Raw genomic sequence first — 19,689 nt, 5'->3', positions numbered from 1 at the left:
GAAGCTCTCCCTGCAACCGGGTTCATCCAGGTGTCAGGCTTTGAAAGGAAGGGTAGCGGTCGAAAATCCTCCAGCAGGATTGCTTTCAACGCAGAGAGGTGTCACAGCGCAGCTAGTGAGATCGATATCTAACGAAATCAGGGAAGCGCCTAAATGAGAATGCACAGTACTCAAAACCTCGGCGCATTAGCCGCCAACAACTATGCTGCCGCGAATACACCCCGCCCCTGCGACACGCCTCCCCCATTTCGAGCGCCCTGACCAGTGACAAGTCACTATTAAAGAAGCTCAGCTTTGCGCTAATGAAGGGCTGGTTTACAGCACACGCCTCCCACCCTCTGACCCAGGTGCCGACTATGAAGAACAAACAAATCAAGATCTTTTCAATCGTCGGCACAGCAGCGCTGCTGAGCGCTTGCGCGTCGCTGCAGCCAACTGCACTGACCAACAACGAGATTGCGACAACCACTCAAGCCGATCGAATCGTTGCGCAACAGGATGTCGAGCCTCTTACGGGAGACCTGTCTCTTGAAGAGGCCATTGCCCGTGCCATCAAATACAATTCGGAGCGCCGGTTAAGGACGATGGAGGAGGCTGTCGCCTCCGGCACATTTGAAGCATCCAGATACGACATGCTGCCCCAACTGGTTGCCGCCGCAGGTTACAGAGAGCGCAGCAATGACCTTCTGACCCTACAGAAGGACTTGAGCACGGGTGAAACCATTGGCGGCGAAACCATCTCTTCCAGCCGCAGGGCGACCACCACCGACCTAAGTCTTTCATGGAGCCTGCTCGATTTTGGTCAGAGTTACTACGCCGCCCGGCAAAATGCCGACCGGGTATTGATCGCAGCCGAGCGGCGACGCAAGACGCTGCACCTGTTGACCCAGGATGTACAAACCGCCTTCTGGCGTACGGCCAGTGCCCAGAAGCTTAGTAGTGTTCTGCGCCAGACCATTACCGACGCGGAGGCAGCCTTACAAGATGCCCAGGTAATAGAGCAGGAAGGACTGCGCTCGCCGCTCGAACCATTGCGCTACCAACGCCAGCTTCTAGAGAACCTGCGTTTGCTAGAAGCCATAGAGCAAGAGCTGTCGACAGCCCGAGTAGAACTCGCGGCCTTGGTGAATCTGCCCTTGATGCAAGATTTCCGCGTCGTCGAGCCTAGCGCGCAACTTAACTCGATCTGGCTCGATACCCCAGCAGACGAGATGGAAGCCCATGCGCTTCTGCAGAACGCCGATCTACGCGAAAGCATGTACAACGCCCGAATCGCACAGCTGGAAACCCGTCGAGCGCTATTGAAGCTGTTCCCAGGAATTTCCTTCAATTACGGGCACAAAACCAGCAACGATGACTTCCTCATCAATCAGTCCTGGAACGAGGCTGGCGTGCAGATATCCTTCAATCTGCTTGGCCTGCTGGCCGCCCCGGCTCAGATGCAACTGGCCGATGCGGGCATTGCGCTCGCCGATCAGAAGCGGGTGACAACCCAGCTGGCCGTCCTCTCTCAGTTACACATCGCGCGCCTGCTCTACCGCAACGCCACCCATCAATTTGACCGCGCAAACACCATTGCGAACGTCGACAGCCGCATTGCCGAGCATGTCAACAATCAAGCACATGCAGCCAAGCTGGGTAGACAGGAGCGCGTCGCCCAACAAACCGCGGCTATTCTCTCTTTGTTGCGTCGCTATCAAGCGTTATCCAACGCTCAAGCGGCGGCATCACGCTTACAGGCGACGCTGGGACTCGAACCCAACCTCGAGGATTCAGCAAACCTGTCCTTGGCCGAACTCAGCGACAAAGTCGGCCAGTCCCTTGAAACCTGGGCCAGTGGCGAACTACCGCCGGTACCCCGCTTTGATACGACTGAGCTGCAATAGTTGAGGTATCCACGGATGCAACACTTTACGGCCGTCGCAATTGTCGTGCCCAGAGCACGCCTGAACAGCATGCGTTTGACCCTGACCAGCAGCATGCTCTGGGTAGCAGCGCTCGTATCACTTTCGGGGCTCTCGCCCCTGAACTCAGTGGCCGCCGAGAGCGACCTGGTCGAACGGGAAATTCGCGCCCAACTGGCACCCCGCCGCCATACCACACTGGCGGCGGAGATCGGAGCGAAGGTCAAGCAGCTTCCGGTTCAGGAAAGCGGCAGTTTCAAGGCGGGACAAACGCTCATCCTGCTTGATTGCTCGCTGCAACAGGCCCAGCTGAGCAAGGCGCAAGCTGCACTCAATGCGGCGGAAAAAATATGGAGCGCCAACAGCCGACTTACCGAGTTGAACTCGATCGGCCAGTTGGAACTGGACACCTCAGAGGCGGAAGTACACAAGAGTCGGGCCGAGGTCGCCGGCAACCAAGCCGTACTCAGAAAATGCAAGGTTGTTGCGCCCTATGCCGGGCGTGTCGCCGAGCAGAAGGTACGCGAGCAGCAGTACGTGCAGCCCGGCCAGGCGCTCTTGGAGATCATTGATAACTCCGAGCTCGAGCTCGAATTCATCGTCCCCTCCCGCTGGCTTGCCTGGATCAAGCCCGAGCATGACTTCCTGGTACAAATCGATGAGACCGGACGCAGCTACCCCGCTAAAGTGACCCGCATAGCAGCCAAGGTCGACCCGGTCAGCCAGTCGATCAAGCTGACCGGTACTATCGACGGCACGTTCACCGAGCTAATCTCTGGCATGAGCGGCAGAGTGCTGATTTCACCGCCAACTGGCCAATAGACCTCGCCCGCATTTTTGGAGTGACGCACCTTGAAGAAGCTCTACCGCTATGTTTGCAGCGTAGTCTCGCGCCGTTCAGCGGGCACCTGGCACGATGAGTCGAGCGCCGCCGCAGACTCCCCAGACAACAGTAGCGATCTTTTGCCTGCACTCCACCAGACGGCGAGCGAGCTCGCCAGGGCCATGACGCTTGCGTCGCACAAGCGGATCAGAACACCGGGGATTCGCCCGCTGGCGCTGGAGCAGCGCTTCATGTTCGATGGTGCGGCAGCAACGGCGGGGCTAGAGCCAAGCGTTCCAGATTCCCTGCCAGATGCCGGAGCCGCCACTCAGCACAGCGAGCATGCGCCGGCCAGCCAGAAGGATACGTCCCAAAACCACGAAAAGCCGACCACTGACTACAGCGCGCAGCAGCTGGCGACAGCCGATCGGGCACTCAATGAAGGACGCCTGGATGTCGTCTTCATCGAGGACAACGTGAGCGACTACCAGAGCCTTGTTGACGGCATGAAAGCCGGCATCGAGATCGTCTTGCTCGATAGCCGCGGTGATGGCCTGCAACAAATGGCGAAATACCTGAGTGGTCGCAGTGAGATCGACGCCATTCACCTCATAAGCCACGGAGCGGAAGGCCGCCTCAACCTGGGCGCCCTGACGCTCGACACTATTGCCCTGCAGAACCGCACAGATGATTTGGCCACCCTGGGGGCTGCCCTGACCATCGATGGAGACCTGCTGCTGTACGGCTGCGCGGTTGCCAGCGGTGAGGGCAACGCATTCGTCTCCGCAATGGCCACGGCCACTGGGGCGGACGTCGCCGCTTCAGACAATGCAACGGGCAGCGAAGTCCTGCGCGGGGACTGGCAACTGGAGACGGCTACTGGCGGAATCGAAGCGGCGACGCCTATCACCTCGCCGGCGCTTGCCGCCTACGCCAACATCCTGGCCAGTGCCACCCTGACCGGCGGCAACGACACCCCAGTGCTTTCGGCCGGTGCCGACAGCATCATCGCCGATACCACCAACACGCTGAACAGTGGCGACCAGATCGACGGTCTGGCCGGCTCCGATACCCTGGAGATTTCCGCGGCGCAGACGGTGACGTTCAACGCCACCACCCTGACCAACGTCGAAGTGATCACCATTAGCGCGGGCATTCAGGACATCACCAGCCACGACGCCACGGTGGCGGCCGGGCAAACCCTGGCCGTGGATGCCTCCGCCAGTAGCGCCAAGCTGACCTGGAATGGCGGCGCCGAAACGGACGGTACCTTCTCCATCACCGGCGGCGCCGGCCATGATTCGATACTCGGTGGTGCCGGTAACGACACCCTCTACGGTGGTGCCGGTAATGACACCCTCAGTGGTGGAGCAGGTGACGACCTGCTGTTTGGCGACGACGGCAACGACACCCTCTATGGCGGCCTCGGCAATGACACTCTCTCAGGTGGCGACGGTAACGACTTTCTCTACGGTCTGGAGAATGACGACCTGATCTATGGTGGCGCCGGTAACGACGGTATCAGCGGCGGCGATGGCAACGACTCCATGTGGGGCGGTATCGGCAACGACACCATAATCGGTGGCAACGGCGCGGACCTGATCTACGGCGAAGATGGCAACGACTGGATTTGGGGGCAAAACGACAACGACCTGATCTACGGTGGTGACGGCAACGACACCATCAGCGGTGATGCCGGCAACGACACCCTCTATGGCGGCGCCGGCAACGACATCCTGCGGGGCCTGAACGACAACGACCTGATCTATGGGGATGCCGGCAACGACACATTGTCCGGTGGCGCGGGCAGCGACACCTTGTTCGGCGGCGCCGATAACGACACCTTCACCGGCACCGCGGCCCATCTCGATGGCGATACCATTGGCGACTTCACCACGGCCGACAACATTCTGGTTCTAGGCGCCGACCTCTCCGCGCTCAACAATACCGCGGCCAGTGGCACTATCGACCTGGGTGGCGGGCAGACCCTGACCCTCACCGGCATTACGGCCGCCAGCGGAAAATTCGTAGCGGTGTTTAGCGGCGGTAATACCACCATCACCCTGGTGCCCAACGCCCCGCCGGTGATCACCAGCGATGGCGGCGGAGTCAACGCCGCGGTCAATGCCGCCGAGAACCAGACCGCCGTCACCACAGTGACCGCCACCGACGGCGATGGCGACACCCCGACCTTCTCCATCAGCGGTGGCGCCGATCAGGCCAAGTTCAGCATCGACCCCAACACCGGCGTGCTCAGCTTCATCAGCGCGCCAGACTTCGAGAACCCCAGCGACAGCGATGGCAACAACAGCTACGTGGTGCAGGTGACGGCCGATGACGGCGTTGGCGGCATGGATATCCAGACCATCACGGTGACCGTGACCAACGTCAACGAGGCGCCGGTCATCACCAGCAATGGCGGTGGGGTCAACGCAGCGGTCAATGCCGCCGAGAACCAGAGCGCCGTCACCACAGTCACGGCCAGCGACGTCGACGGCGACACCCCGACCTTCTCCATCAGCGGTGGCGCCGATCAGGCCAAGTTCAGCATCGACCCCAACACCGGCGTGCTCAGCTTCATCAGCGCGCCAGACTTCGAGAACCCCAGCGACAGCGATGGCAACAACAGCTACGTGGTGCAGGTGACGGCCGATGACGGCGTTGGCGGCATGGATATCCAGACCATCACGGTGACCGTGACCAACGTCAACGAGGCGCCGGTCATCACCAGCAATGGCGGTGGGGTCAACGCAGCGGTCAATGCCGCCGAGAACCAGAGCGCCGTCACCACAGTCACGGCCAGCGACGTCGACGGCGACACCCCGACCTTCTCCATCAGCGGTGGCGCCGATCAGGCCAAGTTCAGCATCGACCCCAACACCGGCGTGCTCAGCTTCATCAGCGCGCCAGACTTCGAGAACCCCAGCGACAGCGATGGCAACAACAGCTACGTGGTGCAGGTGACGGCCGATGACGGCGTTGGCGGCATGGATATCCAGACCATCACGGTGACCGTGACCAACGTCAACGAGGCGCCGGTCATCACCAGCAATGGCGGTGGGGTCAACGCAGCGGTCAATGCCGCCGAGAACCAGAGCGCCGTCACCACAGTCACGGCCAGCGACGTCGACGGCGACACCCCGACCTTCTCCATCAGCGGTGGCGCCGATCAGGCCAAGTTCAGCATCGACCCCAACACCGGCGTGCTCAGCTTCATCAGCGCGCCAGACTTCGAGAACCCCAGCGACAGCGATGGCAACAACAGCTACGTGGTGCAGGTGACGGCCGATGACGGCGTTGGCGGCATGGATATCCAGACCATCACGGTGACCGTGACCAACGTCAACGAGGCGCCGGTCATCACCAGCAATGGCGGTGGGGTCAACGCAGCGGTCAATGCCGCCGAGAACCAGAGCGCCGTCACCACAGTCACGGCCAGCGACGTCGACGGCGACACCCCGACCTTCTCCATCAGCGGTGGCGCCGATCAGGCCAAGTTCAGCATCGACCCCAACACCGGCGTGCTCAGCTTCATCAGCGCGCCAGACTTCGAGAACCCCAGCGACAGCGATGGCAACAACAGCTACGTGGTGCAGGTGACGGCCGATGACGGCGTTGGCGGCATGGATATCCAGACCATCACGGTGACCGTGACCAACGTCAACGAGGCGCCGGTCATCACCAGCAATGGCGGTGGGGTCAACGCAGCGGTCAATGCCGCCGAGAACCAGAGCGCCGTCACCACAGTCACGGCCAGCGACGTCGACGGCGACACCCCGACCTTCTCCATCAGCGGTGGCGCCGATCAGGCCAAGTTCAGCATCGACCCCAACACCGGTGTGCTCAGCTTCATCAGCGCGCCAGACTTCGAGAGCCCCAGCGACAGCGATGGCAACAACAGCTACGTGGTGCAGGTGACGGCCGATGACGGCGTTGGCGGCATGGATATCCAGACCATCACGGTGACCGTGACCAACGTCAACGAGGCGCCGGTCATCACCAGCAATGGCGGTGGGGTCAACGCAGCGGTCAATGCCGCCGAGAACCAGAGCGCCGTCACCACAGTCACGGCCAGCGACGGCGATGGCGACACCCCGACCTTCTCCATCAGCGGTGGCGCCGACCAGGCCAAGTTCAGCATCGACCCCAACACCGGCGTGCTCACCTTCATCAGCGCGCCAGACTTCGAGAACCCCACCGACAGCGATGGCAACAACAGCTACGTGGTACAGGTAACGGCCGCCGACGGTAATGGCGGCAGCGATATCCAGACCATCACGGTGACCGTGACCAACGTCAACGAGGCGCCGGTCATCACCAGCAATGGCGGTGGGGTCAACGCAGCGGTCAATGCCGCCGAGAACCAGAGCGCCGTCACCACAGTCACGGCCAGCGACGGCGATAGCGACACCCCGACCTTCTCCATCAGCGGTGGCGCCGACCAGGCCAAGTTCAGCATCGACCCCAACACCGGCGTGCTCACCTTCATCAGCGCGCCAGACTTCGAGAACCCCACCGACAGCGATGGCAACAACAGCTACGTGGTACAGGTAACGGCCGCCGACGGTAATGGCGGCAGCGATATCCAGACCATCACGGTGACCGTGACCAACGTCAACGAGGCGCCGGTCATCACCAGCAATGGCGGTGGGGTCAACGCAGCGGTCAATGCCGCCGAGAACCAGAGCGCCGTCACCACAGTCACGGCCAGCGACGGCGATAGCGACACCCCGACCTTCTCCATCAGCGGTGGCGCCGACCAGGCCAAGTTCAGCATCGACCCCAACACCGGCGTGCTCACCTTCATCAGCGCGCCAGACTTCGAGAACCCCAGCGACAGCGATAGCAACAACAGCTATGTGGTGCAGGTGACGGCCGACGACGGCAATGGCGGCACGGCTGTCCAGACCATCACGGTAACGGTAACTGATTTAGGCGACACCGCAGCCAATCAAGCACCCATTTTACCGCCAGCGCCAACACCCGCAGCGCCGCCGAGCGTAGGCTCAGGCCCGAGTACGACTCCCACACTGGAAGCCCCCCCTGCTCCAGCGAACCAACCTTTCCTGCATAACAGGGCGCTAGGCACCTCAGGACTCGTTGCCCCCCCTGTGGATGCCTCGATATTCGACGCGGTCTTCTCAATCCCAAGCAGCGCTGCTCTCGACTTGGGTCTTGGCGACAGCTCGGAGCCGGCCCTGCGTATGCTGCCCGACTTCGGCAGCACACGCATTGTCCAGGGCAGTGAGATTTCTCTGGCGCTCCCACTGGAGCTGTTCTCCGCCACCGGTGAGTTCATCATCCTTGAACTCGAAGCCTTGCAAGGCGATGGCCAAGGGTTGCCGGACTGGCTCACGTTCGACCCTCGGACCGGCCTGTTCTCCGGCAAGGCGCCGGCTGACTTCACCGGCAAGGTCAGCGTAAAAGTCATAGCACGCGACAGCCAAGGCAATGAGAGGGTCATCCAACTGGAGCTCGACATCGTTTCGGGGGAGGTTATTGACAACGGTGACGCTCCTGAGGCCACAGCGGCGGAACGAAATGCCGCGCTGGCGCCGAGCGGCCGGGCAGGCTTGTCGGAGCAGCTGCGCCATGCCAGCAACCGTAGCGAGCTTGCTCCACGCCTGGCCGCGCTGACGCAAAGCGTACAGGCCGCCCGTAACCATACATGAGCAATGTCGCATCAATAGGCGCAACCCCATCGAGTATCAAGCCACTGTTTGCAGTGCTCGATCTCAGCCATCGTGCCCGCCAGGCGGCGACCCTTGATGAGCTGGCGTTCTTGCTGGTCAACGATACTCGCGCGCTCCTCCCTTACCGGCAAGCCGCTCTGTGGTTCTCCGACGGCGGGGTGCGCGCTCTGTCTGGCGTCGTCCAGGCGGAGGCCAATGCCCCCTATGTGCAATGGTTAAACCGCTTATGCAGCACCTTGTGCACACAGAAAGTCGACGGCAATTCCATCGCTCCGGACGTCGCCGTCGCCCAGCCCGTCGACCATGGCAGCCTGCCAGCTGATCTCGCCGCCGAATGGAACGAGTGGTTACCCCGCGAAGCGCTGTGGCTAGCCATGCCCGCCAGCGATGCCCACCCCGGCAGCGGGTCGGGAGGCATCCTGCTAGCCGGCGATAACCCGTTCAGCGACGACGCCAGCGCCCTACTCGCAGAATGGCTACATGCCTGGCGCCATGCCTGGCTGGCACGCTTTCGCCCGCCCGCCTGGTCACGCGCACGGCTCGGCGACAGCCTGCGCACCTGGCGAAGCGCGGAGCGTAAGAAAAGCTGGTGGCGCAGCCGCTTCAACCAGATCGCGCTGCTCGCTGTTTGCGCCCTGTTCTGCCCCGTGCGCTTAACCGTACTCGCACCCGGCGAGCTGGTTGCCGCCGCCCCAAGCGTGATTCGCGCTCCGCTCGATGGAGTGATCGGACAGTTTCACGTGCGCCCTAACGAGACGGTCAAGGCTCAACAACTGCTGTTCAGCTTCGACGAGGCGGCAATTTCCAGCCGGCTGCAGGTTGCCCGCCTGACCCTGGCGACGGCCGAAGCCAAATACCGCCAGTTCGCCCAGTTGGCGCTCAGCGATAACAGCTCCAAGGCGCAAATGATGGTGCTGTATGGCGAGATTAGCGAACGCCGCACCGAAGCGGAGTTCTTGCAGAACCAGCTTGAACGCTCACGTGTGCTGGCACCCCGTGACGGAGTGGTGCTGTTCGACGACCCCAGCGACTGGGTCGGCCGACCGGTGCAGACCGGCGAGCGCGTGATGCGCCTGGCCACGCCAGACGAGGTGGAAATCGAGGTATGGCTCGGTATCGGCGATGCCATCCCGATCGAGGAGCAGGCGCCGGTTCGCCTCTATCTGGCCGCGAGCCCATTTAGCTCGATCGCCGGCCAAGTGCGCTATATCGGCCACGATGCCGTGCCGCGGCCCGATGGCAGCTACTCTTACCGCCTGCGCGCCAAACTCGACGAACGGAGCCAGCAGCGTATCGGCCTGAAAGGCACCGCAAAAATATACGGTGACTGGGTGCCGCTCAGCTATTGGATGCTGCGCCGGCCACTGGCAACCATTCGCCAGTACCTGGCGCTCTGAGACGGTGCCCAGCCGCCATGTCTGACTCGCTCCCCAAGTTGCGCGAAGAGCTGGACCTTTTTCCAGGTCCACGCCTTTCCGATGGACAACCCAGTTGGACCCTGCACGATCCTGTACGCAACCTTTTTTTCCAGCTCGACTGGTCGAGTTTCGAGATTCTCAGCCGCTGGGCTCTCGGCGATGCCGCGCGAATCGTCAGCAGCATCCGGGCCGAAACGACCTTGCACATCGACACTCCCGACGTCGAAGCCTTTGCCGCCTTCCTGCAAAAAAATCAGCTGTCGCAGCCCGTTCTGGGTGCAGCAGCGAACCTGGCCGAGTTGCTGCGCAAGCAACGCGGCAGCGCCGGGCAATGGCTGCTGCACCACTATCTGTTCCTGCGCATTCCGCTGGTTCGCCCCGACGCCTGGCTGAGCCGCTGGGCCCCGCGACTCGACGCCCTGTTCAGCCGTAACTTTCTTCTCCTGACGCTCTTGGCGGCGCTATTCGGGCTGATCAGCGTGTACCGCGAGTGGCCGCGTTTCTCCGCGACCCTGGTCGACTTGCTGTCTTGGCAGGGACTGCTGGCCTACGGCCTGACGCTGGTCGGAGTCAAGGTATTGCACGAACTGGGGCATGCCTTTACCGCCAAACGCTTCGGGTGCCATGTGCCAACCATGGGCGTGGCACTGTTGGTGTTATGGCCGGTGGCGTACACCGACACCAACGACGTATGGAAGCTCACCAGGCGCGAACAGCGCCTCCAGGTTGCAGCGGCGGGCATCGCCACCGAACTGTCGGTTGCCGCCTGGGCGACCCTGGCCTGGGTCTGGCTGCCGGAAGGGTGGCCGAAGACGGTGGCGTTCCTGCTGTCGAGCACCACGTGGATCTCCACCCTGCTAATCAATGCCAGCCCCTTCATGCGCTTCGATGGCTATTTTCTGTTATCCGATGCATTGCAGCTGCCCAACCTGCATGAGCGCAGTTTCGCCCTGGCCCGCTGGGATCTGCGCGAACGCCTGTTCGCCCTGGGTGCCCCGGTGCCGGAACACTTTCCGCGGGCGCGTCATAACGGACTGATCCTGTTCGCCTATGCGGTTTGGTTGTACCGTCTCCTGCTTTTTCTCGGCATCGCATTCCTAGTTTACCAGTTCTTCATCAAGGTGGTGGGTATCCTCTTGCTCGCCGCGGAGCTCTGCTGGTTCATCTTTCTGCCAGTGTTTAACGAACTGAAGGTCTGGCATGCCAACTGGACAACGATTCGTGACAGCCGCCGGGGCCGCCGCTCGCTGCTGCTATTCGCACTGCTGATCGGGCTGTTCGTGCTGCCCTGGCCGACACGGGTGTCGACCTCGGCGCTGTTACTGCCGCACGAGAGCCTGGAGATCTATGCCCCACCACATGCACGCATCACGACTCTGCCCCACGCCAACGGCAGTCGCATTCACGCAGGTGATCTGTTGCTCGGCATGGAGTCGCCGGACTTGCAGGTCCGCACCGCACAAGCAGGGGCGCGCAGCGAACGACTCGCCTGGCAGAGCGCGTCAGCCGGCTTCGATCCTGAGCAACGTAAGCAGTGGCAGGTACTCAACGAGCAACTCGGCATCGCCAGGGCCGAAAACCTCACCGTCAGCGCAGATGCCGCTCGTTATAGCCCGACGGCCCCCTATGCCGGCATCCTGCGCGATCTCGATCCCGACTTGCGAGTCGGCGACTGGGTGAGCCAGGGCGAGATTCTCGCGCGCCTGGTACGCCAGGGCCCGCAACAGGTCATCACCTATATCGACGATGAAGCTGTACAGCGCATCGCTCCCGGCGACCGAGCCCTCTTTGTCAATGACGGCGCTGATGGCCCTATCCTGCGTCTCGAGGTGGTGAGCATCGACCGCGATGCCAGCCGCACCCTGAACGAGCCCGAACTGGCCACTGAGTTCGGCGGTCACCTGCTGGTACGCGAGAAAAACGGCATTCTCTACCCTGAGCGCGCGGTCTACCGGGTGCTGCTCAAAGTCACCGACGACAGGCGGGCGCCGCAATATGCCTGGCGTGGACAGGTCAGCATCGCCGCCAACTGGGAAGCACCCGGGCTGCGTTTCCTGCGCAGCGCGACCAATGTGCTGCTGCGCGAGTTGGGCTTCTAACGCCCGTCACTGGCGCGGCGCCTAAGGCCTGTGCGCCACATCGTCAAGCCTGATTTCCTGGCCATCTCTCCAAGCGCGCAGCTGGGTCGCCGCCTCCCAGGCCACTGCCGACCAATCTCCAGTGCGGTCCTGGCGAATCAGCCGCAGAGACGGGTACCAAGGCGTGTCCATACGCGTCAACATCCAGCGCCAGTCCGGTCGGTGGCACAGCAAAGCGCGCCCCGGGCGACCGAGCAGGCCGGCCATGTGCAGCACGGATGTGCAGGATGAAATAACGAAGTCGCAGCTCTGCAGCACTGCCAGCGTGTCGAGCACCTGCGCACCCGCCGCTTCGATAGCGGCGCCGACATCGCAGATCTGCTCTGCCAACCCCAACTCGCCAAGCTCAGAACGCCCAGGTCCCACCTGCAGAGAGACGAAGCGCACCCCCTCGACCTCCAGAATCGGCCGCAGCGCCGCTAATCCAGGGGAGCGCAAACTGTCACCGGAAAACTCGGGATTACCGCGCCAGCACAGGGCGACCACCGGCTGCACATCGCTGCCACGCACCAGCGCACGCCAATGCGCAACGTGGGCGGGGTCTACCAGCGGCTCCGAACAGGGGGCGGGAATGTCCTGCGGCCGCTGCATCCCCAGGCGCATCGGCAGAGACATCAAGGGTATCCAAACCTGCGAGCGCGGCAATGGCTGGTCCCAGGCATACACGTCGACGGCCGGCAGAATCCGCCGCGCCACCGCCAGGGTAGCCGGCTTTCCAGCGAAGATGACTCGGCCACCTGGTCCCTTGGGGATATGGGATACAAAGCGCAGGAACTGCAAGGTATCGCCCAGCCCCTGCTCGTCCAGCACCAGCAGGGTGCTGTCCAACAGCGGCTGGCCATCCCAGCGCGGCTTCTCCGGCGCGGCGCTGCGCAACCCAAGAGCTTCATGGCGATGTTCGAAATGCGGCCAGGCCTCGCGATAGCGCCCCTGCAACAACAGGGTGAAGGCCAGATCCCAATGCAACGCGGCCGACTGCATCCCCCTCAGGGCCTGCTGGAGGCAGTTGGCGGCTTCGTCGACACGGCCGTCGCGGCGCAGCAGGTTTCCCAGGCTGTGCAAAACTCTAGGGTTACCTGGATGAGCCGCCAGCAGCGTCCGGAAGTCCGCCTCGGCGCCCTGCGCATCGCCAAGGTCACGTCGCGCATTGCCGCGGTCGGCACGCGCGCCGATATGCTCGGGTTGACGTCGCAGCACCTCATCATAGGCCCGCTCGGCTTCGCCCAAACGCCCGGCGCGATGCAGGCACAGACCCCAGCTGTAGTCATCCTGGACCTCGGTTGAGGCCAGTGCCGCGCCGCCGACGACCCGGTCGATCGCCGTCAACAGCTGCCTGGCGTGGCTGTCGCAGCCCCTGTTCGCCATGAATTGAGCCCCGGCCTGCCCCTTGGCCATGGCTTCGGTGCGGCGCACGTAGGCCCGCTCCATCAGTTCCAGCAACTCATCCATGGAGCTCTCGCCCCAGTCGTCCTGGCCGCCGGCACCGCTCTGCCCTCTCAGTTCACCCTGACTCTGCAGCATATAAACATGCTCACCGAGTAGATCCAGATAGCCGGTATTGGCGGCCACAACTGTAGGCACGCCACAGGCCATGGCCTGCAAGGCCGGCCATTGCGCGCCCCCCTCGCAGCGACTGGGGAACACCGCCAGATCGCTCTCGCGCAGGATGTCCGGCAGCTGGCTGTCGGCAACCAGGCTCAGGTCGAGCAGGGCCTGCGCGGCGATGCCGTTGCGCAGCAACCAGGGAGTAAGCTGCACGATGCCATTGACCCGCTCAGGCACGCCGTCGAGATAGGGTGAGCGCAACAGGTCATCCGAGCCATGCGCCGCCATACGACTCCAGCCACAGACCAGCAGGGCCTCTGGATGACGCTGGTGGAAGATGCGAAACGCACCGAGCAGAATATCCTGCCCCTGCCGATACTCCAGCTGGCCACCGGAAAACACTACAAAGCGGTCACGGAACAGTCCGGTTCGCGGGGCCGGATAGAAACGCTCCAGATCGACCCCGGGCGGACAGCAGTGCAGGTTATTCAAGCCCCTGCCGCGCAGCACCTGGGTAGCCCATGATGAGTTGGTGATGATCAGTGGCCAGTCGCCGGCCCGCTCGAGACTTTCTCGCGACATGTCGACATGGTTGAAACCCGCCAAGCCAATGTTGGGTTTACCGGGACTGTCCTCGGGGAAGCACTCTAGGCTCAGCCGGTCGCCCAAGAACTGCAGCACCGGGAACGGCAAACGCTGCCCTGGGGCGGGAACCACACGGCGCGCCGCATACTCTGTCAGCGCCGGAGCCAGCAAGCGCGCCTGCCGTGCGTCAAGGTTGAGTGGTTTGACGACGCGCAACAAACTCAGCTGCCCCCCCTGCAGGACAATCTGCGAAGCCAGCTCGAGGCCATAGCGACCTTCCTCACTCTGCGAGCCAAGCGTCCAGCTAATTCCGATTCGCCTCATTCCACCCCTCAGCCTGGCCGAACCGTCGCACTCCAGGGCTAGCTGTCTGCATTGCCGCATCGAAGGCGCTGCCAAGATCAATAAGCGGCACAACGGTCTGGCGGCACGGTGGGCAGATCTTATCTCAGCCCCCCGCCAGGAGCGTTACTCAGTGATGGAAAAACAACGCATCCCGGTGTTTTATAGGCCATCGAGCCCTCACGCTGCGCTCCTGCGCTGCAGAACCTCAGCCCTAGCAGGATTACGCATGCGCCACGCCCCAAACTTCGCCCTCTACTACGCTAGCGACGCCTATTCCACCTCCAAGAAAATGATGGGCCGCCAAGCCGCAGGCCAGGCACTGCTGACGGGCATTGCCCGAACCTGGCCGCGGTCCCAGTTGCACGGCCTCGGCGTGGACGGAGCCACAGGGCAAAACCTTCTTCAACTGTTGCATAAGCAGGGCTTCAGCGGCCAATTGCAATGGAGCAGCCTGCCCAGCTTGCAGGCCGCCGCCGACGCGGGCGCGCTCTATTACCCCGCCCCGCCCGACAAGGACCTGGCCGCCGCGCGCAACCTCGGCAACCCTGCCGCCTTTAGCCTGATGGGAGTTGCGCATAGCCTGTCGTCGCTCGGGGCGATGGATAGACTGGCGGAGCTGATCCTGCCGCCGTTCAAACCCTGGGACGCGCTGATCTGTCCCTCCCTAGCGGTGAAGACCTACGTCACCCGGTTGCATGAGGAAATGCGCGAATACTGGCGCGAGAGCATAGGCGCCACACGCTTTGTCGAGATGCAACTGCCAGTGATCCCCCTGGGAGTCGACGTACCGGCCTTCGCCCCCCGAGCCGCTGCCCGCGAAGCCGCGCGCAGCGAGCTGGGGCTGGGCGCGGAAGACCTGGTCTTACTCTTCGCCGGCCGCCTGGCCTTTCACGCCAAGGCCAACCCGGTGTCGTTGTACCAAGCGCTGGAGAAACTCGCCGGCCAGCGCTCTGTTGTCTGCATCGAGGCAGGGGTGTTTGCCAATCCAGGAATGAAGCACAGCTACCTGACGACCCAGCAAGCCCTCGCCCCGTCCGTGCGTTTCTTGTGGATCGACGGCCATCAGCCCGCCAGCTACCGCCCCGCCTGGCAGGCCGCGGATATCTTCGTTTCCCTTGCCGACAATATTCAGGAGAGCTTCGGCCTAACGCCGCTTGAGGCCATGGCTGCCGGACTGCCCGTGGTGGTGTCGGACTGGGACGGCTACAAGGACACGGTTCGCGACGGCATCGATGGCTTTCGCATCCCGACCGTATTACCTCCCGCCGGGGCAGGCGCGGACATGGCGCTGCGCCACGCCCTGAGTCTCGACACCTACGATCGCTATATCGGCCATGCCAGCCTCGCCAGCGTCGTCGAACCGCAGGCGCTAGCACAGGCACTTCAACTGCTGGCCGACGACCCGGGCCTGCGTGTGCAAATGGGCGCCGCCGGGCGCGCGCGCGCTACCGCGCAGTACGACTGGCCGGTGGTCTTACGGCGCTATGCCGAACTCGCGCAAGAGCTTGCCGGGCTCCGTCCACAGGACATCGGCGAACCTCCTCAACCTTGGCCGCAGCGCGCCGACCCCTTTCATCGCTTTGCCCATTTCTCCAGCAGAACCCTCAATGGCCAGTGGCTGATACGCGCTCGACCGGACGCGGCGGCGCGCCTCGAACGGTTGTTATCGCTGCCCATGACCAACTATGCCTTCGATTCGCCGCTTCTTTCCAGAGAAGCGTTGCCAGCACTCCTCGCAACGCTCGATCAGGACGCTCGGCAAACCGTCGATTCGGCTCTGGCCAATGCCGATGTGGCTACCCAGGTCGGCGTGCGCGCACTGATGTGGCTGTGGAAGTTCGACCTACTGGAAGTGCTGGTGCCGGCCACAGGACGCGGATAGGCCAAGGTCGCCCGGGAGTTCTAGAACAGCGAGCCTAGCAGCCGCTGCAGGGCAGCCCAGGAATTGTCCGGCCGCGCGGTCAAACGCGTTGCGGTCTTTTGCGCCACCGCCCCCAGGCGTCCATCCCGGTCTAGCAACAGTTCCGGAAGCCGCTCGCGCAGTGACTGCAACGAAGTACCCGCACGGGCGCACACATTACCCGGCAAGCTAGCGAGTAGGCGCTGGCTGTGCAGTGACTGTTCGAGATGACGTGGCAACAGGAGCTGCGGTCGCCCCGCCATCAGCGCCTCCTCCAGCGCGCCGATGCCGCCATGGTGAATCAGCATCGACGCACGCGACAGAGCCTCCCGCAGCGGCGGTGGCGTGACATGTACCCGGATTCCGGCCCGCTCCAACGCGGAAACTGTCTCGCGGCCGGCGCCATGCAGGTAACACTCGCCGGCCAGGTGATGTTCCCTCCATACCTGCAGGACCCGATGCGACAACGGGTGACTCATCCGCAGGTAGGCAAAGGGGAAGGCTCCCTCGGGTTTCGCCAAGGGTGGCGCAGGGCGCTCCCATGGACCGGAGGCGGGAAGCGTGCGCGAAGCAGCGTAGATATCCAGCTCCGGCGGCACGCAGACCACCTGCCCGACGCCCTCGATGACCTGCGCCAGGCTCATGGGCTCGGCCAACCCCCGCGCGGCCTGGACGCGCTGCGCCGCGTGCAGCAGTTCTGCCGGCTGCCATTGATGGGGCACCGGATCGCCAAGCAGGGGAAAGTGACCACCGGCCATTCCAGGCGGGGTGACGAAGCCATCGCCGATACAGATCAACGGTATGCGGGCGAATGCCGCCAGCGATAGCAGCGGCGAATAGTCGGCGATGATCAGATCAGGCGCCTGGCTCCGCAGCACCTCATCCCAGGCCCTCACCACGGCGGCCAGCTGCTTCAGGTCGGCATAACCGCACACGCCCATGATGTCGGCGTAGCTCGCCGCGCGAAAACGCCCCGGACCGGAGAAACAACTTCGGTGCGGCGGCGTCGCGATGACGGGCACATGCGCCGCCCGATAACGCTCGGCCAAGGCCGCCGGGTCGCGCGCCGCCACGACCGGCACCCAACCCTGCTCGCGCAGGCGCTGAGCCAGCCAGAGCAGGCGCGCGGCATGTCCCAGACCCTCGCCCATTTCCCAGGCCAGCAGCACTCGCCGCCCACGCCCGAGCGACTGGCCGCCAGGGGTGGCATGGGCGCGATGCTTGCTAACCGGCACCGGTGTTAACGGCGACACGGGGCATCCCTTGATCTTGCCGCTGATGCTGTGTCAACAGCTCGATCCATGCGGGAATGCCATGCGTGCGCAGATCATAGTGCTGCTCGATATACTCCCGCGCCCTGCTGCGCAGGCGCGAAAACGCCAGGGGATCAGCCAATACCTCGGCAACCTGGTCGGCAAGCTGCCTGGTATCGAAGAAATCCACCAGCAGTCCGTTCTCGCCGTGCGTGATCACCTCCTGCACCGGAGGAGTAGCGGAGCCTATGACCAGACAACCACAGGCCATGGCCTCGAGCATCGACCACGACAGTACGAAGGGGTAAGTAAGGTAGATATGCGCGGACGACAACTGGAGCACCTTCAGGTATTGCCGGTAAGGCAACCTGCCGAGAAAGTGCACCCGTGACCAATCGACTCGCTCGCCCAACTCGGCCACATAGGTTTCCCGGTAACTCTGACCGGCCGGCAGGCGCGCGCCATAGCTGACCTCATCGCCACCAACCACCACGAACTGCGCCGTCGGGCAGCGCGCCTGCAACTCGGGTAGCGCGCGCACAAAGCGGTGGAACCCCCGATAGGGCTCCAGGTTGCGGGCAACATAGGTGATGACCTGATCACCTGCGCGGAAGACCTTGCCCTGCACCTCCAGAAAAGCCCGCGGGTCCGGTTTCGCCTGACTGGTGTCGATGCCTTCATGCAGAACACGAATCTTGGACTGAAACTCCGCAGGGTAGAGTGAGCGCTGCCAACGGGTCGGCGACACGCCTGCAGCGCACTCGCTGAGACCGAGGAGTTGCGTTGCATTTCTCAGTCGTACGTGCAGGCGTGAGTCGATGCCAGCCGGGAATTCAGGGTCGAATCCAAGATCCGCGCCTTCGGCGTGATAGTAGTACTCGCAGTAGTGGATATGGCGCGCCGTCGGGAAGATCTCTCCGAGGAACAGGCCCTCCCCCCACCCCGGATGCACCGCCACCACATCCGGCACAAAGCCTTGCTCTTTGAGTCGCAGGCAAGCCCGCAGCAACTGTTGCCCGCGACGCACATGGTTTTCGTATTCGCGCAGATACACATGGGTCTGCTGTTCGCCGGCCTTTGGCGAGGCATAGCCGTAAACGGTGACCCGAGGGTGCAAAGTCAGGCTCGCCTTTATATTGGCCACATCGCCAACGGCTACGACCTCATGCCGCGGGTCGTCGGCCAGGGCACAGGCGATGTGCTTGAACTGGCCGGGAAAACGCTGGTGGACGAATAAGAAACGCATCGTATTGGAGGGCCGGCTGATTGGATCAGGGAAGCGATGCGCTAGGCACATCGGTGACAATTGTTATGCATAGTCGAGTCGGGGTCGCCGCTACGGCATACTGCCTTACTCGCAAATCGTAAAGCTGATCAGTATGTCGTGCTCAGTCATTCCCGGACAATGGGCCGCAAGTTTTCTTCAGCCAACCCCACCTGGTCTGATCCGGTTTGCGAACCTCACCCTCCGCACTTTTGCCAGGGTGCTCCTAAAACATAAGCAGGCCGACAAGGCGACTTCACGCTCACATCTACCCACTGGAAGCTACCGGCTCGGTGCACGCCCTAACCCTCCGGCCGAACGCGCGACGCCTCGATCTTGCCCAGCAGCCATTGCAAGCCCGCCAGATGCTGCTGGTCATGGCTGCACAGGTAGTGCACCAGGCTGCGCAGTGACAACGGGCCGTAGCCCTCGAAATCGGCGGTACGCGCAAACTGCTCCGGGCTCAGGCCGGCGATCAGCGTCATGGTCTTGGCTCGCGCCACGCGGAACGCCGCGAAGACTTCATCCACATTGGCCTCGGCATAGGCGCGCTCCCTGGCCAGGGCCTCGCCATCAACCGAGAGCAGCACGGGATTGAGCTCTTCGAGGGTGCGCTGGAACCGCACGTGATACCCCTCGACCTCAATGTCGTAGACGTGACAGACCTGCTCGATGGCGGTGAATGGCTCGCTCGGAACGCCCTCCCAGGAAGCCGGCGACCATTGCTTGAACTCAGCCGGAATGGCGCCGTAGTAGGCTTCCAGCTGGTCTGGGAACGCCGCCAGGGCGTTCAGTGTGATGGCATTCATTCCGCCTCCGAA

General features: G+C 63.0%; 10 protein-coding genes. 6 read left to right on the top strand and 4 right to left on the bottom strand.

Going from position 1 to position 19,689, the window contains the following annotated elements; all coding sequences use genetic code 11:
- Nucleotides 1-356: 356 nt before the first annotated feature.
- The 5 genes from KDW96_RS17755 to KDW96_RS17735 all read left to right on the top strand — a co-directional run bounded on the left by KDW96_RS17755 (nucleotide 357) and on the right by KDW96_RS17735 (nucleotide 11,937).
- Nucleotides 357-1,886 carry a TolC family protein gene (locus KDW96_RS17755; protein ID WP_255837544.1) on the top strand — a complete coding sequence of 510 codons (1,530 nt, stop codon included), beginning with the start codon at nucleotides 357-359 and terminating at the stop codon, nucleotides 1,884-1,886.
- 15 nt (nucleotides 1,887-1,901) lie between these two features.
- Nucleotides 1,902-2,726, top strand: coding sequence for an efflux RND transporter periplasmic adaptor subunit (locus KDW96_RS17750; protein WP_255837543.1), 825 nt, complete (start codon nucleotides 1,902-1,904; stop codon nucleotides 2,724-2,726).
- A 183-nt stretch (nucleotides 2,727-2,909) separates the two neighbouring features.
- Complete coding sequence (locus KDW96_RS17745; protein WP_255837542.1) at nucleotides 2,910-8,399, top strand: cadherin domain-containing protein; 5,490 nt, start codon at nucleotides 2,910-2,912, stop codon at nucleotides 8,397-8,399.
- On the top strand, nucleotides 8,396-9,817 hold the full coding sequence (locus KDW96_RS17740; RefSeq protein WP_255837541.1) for an efflux RND transporter periplasmic adaptor subunit: 1,422 nt from the start codon (nucleotides 8,396-8,398) through the stop codon (nucleotides 9,815-9,817). The genes KDW96_RS17745 and KDW96_RS17740 overlap by 4 nt, the downstream gene beginning before the upstream one ends.
- Before the next feature lie 17 nt (nucleotides 9,818-9,834).
- Nucleotides 9,835-11,937 carry a site-2 protease family protein gene (locus tag KDW96_RS17735; protein ID WP_255837540.1) on the top strand — a complete coding sequence of 701 codons (2,103 nt, stop codon included), beginning with the start codon at nucleotides 9,835-9,837 and terminating at the stop codon, nucleotides 11,935-11,937.
- Nucleotides 11,938-11,958: 21 nt separating this feature from the next.
- Here the strand turns inward: KDW96_RS17735 and KDW96_RS17730 are convergent, their stop codons facing one another.
- Nucleotides 11,959-14,103, bottom strand: coding sequence for a tetratricopeptide repeat protein (locus tag KDW96_RS17730; protein ID WP_255837539.1), 2,145 nt, complete (start codon nucleotides 14,101-14,103; stop codon nucleotides 11,959-11,961).
- A 574-nt stretch (nucleotides 14,104-14,677) separates the two neighbouring features.
- On the opposite strand from KDW96_RS17730, the gene KDW96_RS17725 reads away from it, so the two are divergent.
- Complete coding sequence (locus KDW96_RS17725) at nucleotides 14,678-16,333, top strand: glycosyltransferase family 4 protein (RefSeq protein WP_255837538.1); 1,656 nt, start codon at nucleotides 14,678-14,680, stop codon at nucleotides 16,331-16,333.
- A gap of 20 nt (nucleotides 16,334-16,353) precedes the next feature.
- On the opposite strand, the gene KDW96_RS17720 is transcribed toward KDW96_RS17725, so the two are convergent.
- The 3 genes from KDW96_RS17720 to KDW96_RS17710 all read right to left on the bottom strand — a co-directional run bounded on the left by KDW96_RS17720 (nucleotide 16,354) and on the right by KDW96_RS17710 (nucleotide 19,677).
- A complete protein-coding gene (locus KDW96_RS17720; RefSeq protein ID WP_255837537.1) occupies nucleotides 16,354-17,520 on the bottom strand; it encodes a nucleotide disphospho-sugar-binding domain-containing protein in 1,167 nt (388 codons plus the stop codon).
- A 55-nt stretch (nucleotides 17,521-17,575) separates the two neighbouring features.
- On the bottom strand, nucleotides 17,576-18,850 hold the full coding sequence (locus KDW96_RS17715; RefSeq protein ID WP_255837536.1) for a glycosyltransferase family 4 protein: 1,275 nt from the start codon (nucleotides 18,848-18,850) through the stop codon (nucleotides 17,576-17,578).
- A 320-nt stretch (nucleotides 18,851-19,170) separates the two neighbouring features.
- On the bottom strand, nucleotides 19,171-19,677 hold the full coding sequence (locus KDW96_RS17710; RefSeq protein WP_255837535.1) for a DinB family protein: 507 nt from the start codon (nucleotides 19,675-19,677) through the stop codon (nucleotides 19,171-19,173).
- Nucleotides 19,678-19,689 lie beyond the last annotated feature (12 nt).

Origin of the sequence: Pseudomonas benzenivorans (assembly GCF_024397895.1) — a bacterium.
In the GTDB taxonomy this organism is placed as follows: domain Bacteria; phylum Pseudomonadota; class Gammaproteobacteria; order Pseudomonadales; family Pseudomonadaceae; genus Aquipseudomonas; species Aquipseudomonas benzenivorans_A.
Note: the sequence above shows the minus strand (reverse complement) of the source record. Positions and strands in the feature narration are given on the sequence as shown.

Bases quoted from the DNA above. Each gene is read 5' to 3' on its own strand.
- KDW96_RS17755 (WP_255837544.1), top strand. From the start codon at position 357: ATGAAGAACAAACAAATCAAGATCTTTTCAATCGTCGGCACAGCAGCG.
- KDW96_RS17750 (WP_255837543.1), top strand. From the start codon at position 1,902: ATGCAACACTTTACGGCCGTCGCAATTGTCGTGCCCAGAGCACGCCTG.
- KDW96_RS17745 (WP_255837542.1), top strand. From the start codon at position 2,910: ATGACGCTTGCGTCGCACAAGCGGATCAGAACACCGGGGATTCGCCCG.
- KDW96_RS17740 (WP_255837541.1), top strand. From the start codon at position 8,396: ATGAGCAATGTCGCATCAATAGGCGCAACCCCATCGAGTATCAAGCCA.
- KDW96_RS17735 (WP_255837540.1), top strand. From the start codon at position 9,835: ATGTCTGACTCGCTCCCCAAGTTGCGCGAAGAGCTGGACCTTTTTCCA.
- KDW96_RS17730 (WP_255837539.1), bottom strand. From the start codon at position 14,103: ATGTCGCGAGAAAGTCTCGAGCGGGCCGGCGACTGGCCACTGATCATC.
- KDW96_RS17725 (WP_255837538.1), top strand. From the start codon at position 14,678: ATGCGCCACGCCCCAAACTTCGCCCTCTACTACGCTAGCGACGCCTAT.
- KDW96_RS17715 (WP_255837536.1), bottom strand. From the start codon at position 18,850: ATGCGTTTCTTATTCGTCCACCAGCGTTTTCCCGGCCAGTTCAAGCAC.
- KDW96_RS17710 (WP_255837535.1), bottom strand. From the start codon at position 19,677: ATGAATGCCATCACACTGAACGCCCTGGCGGCGTTCCCAGACCAGCTG.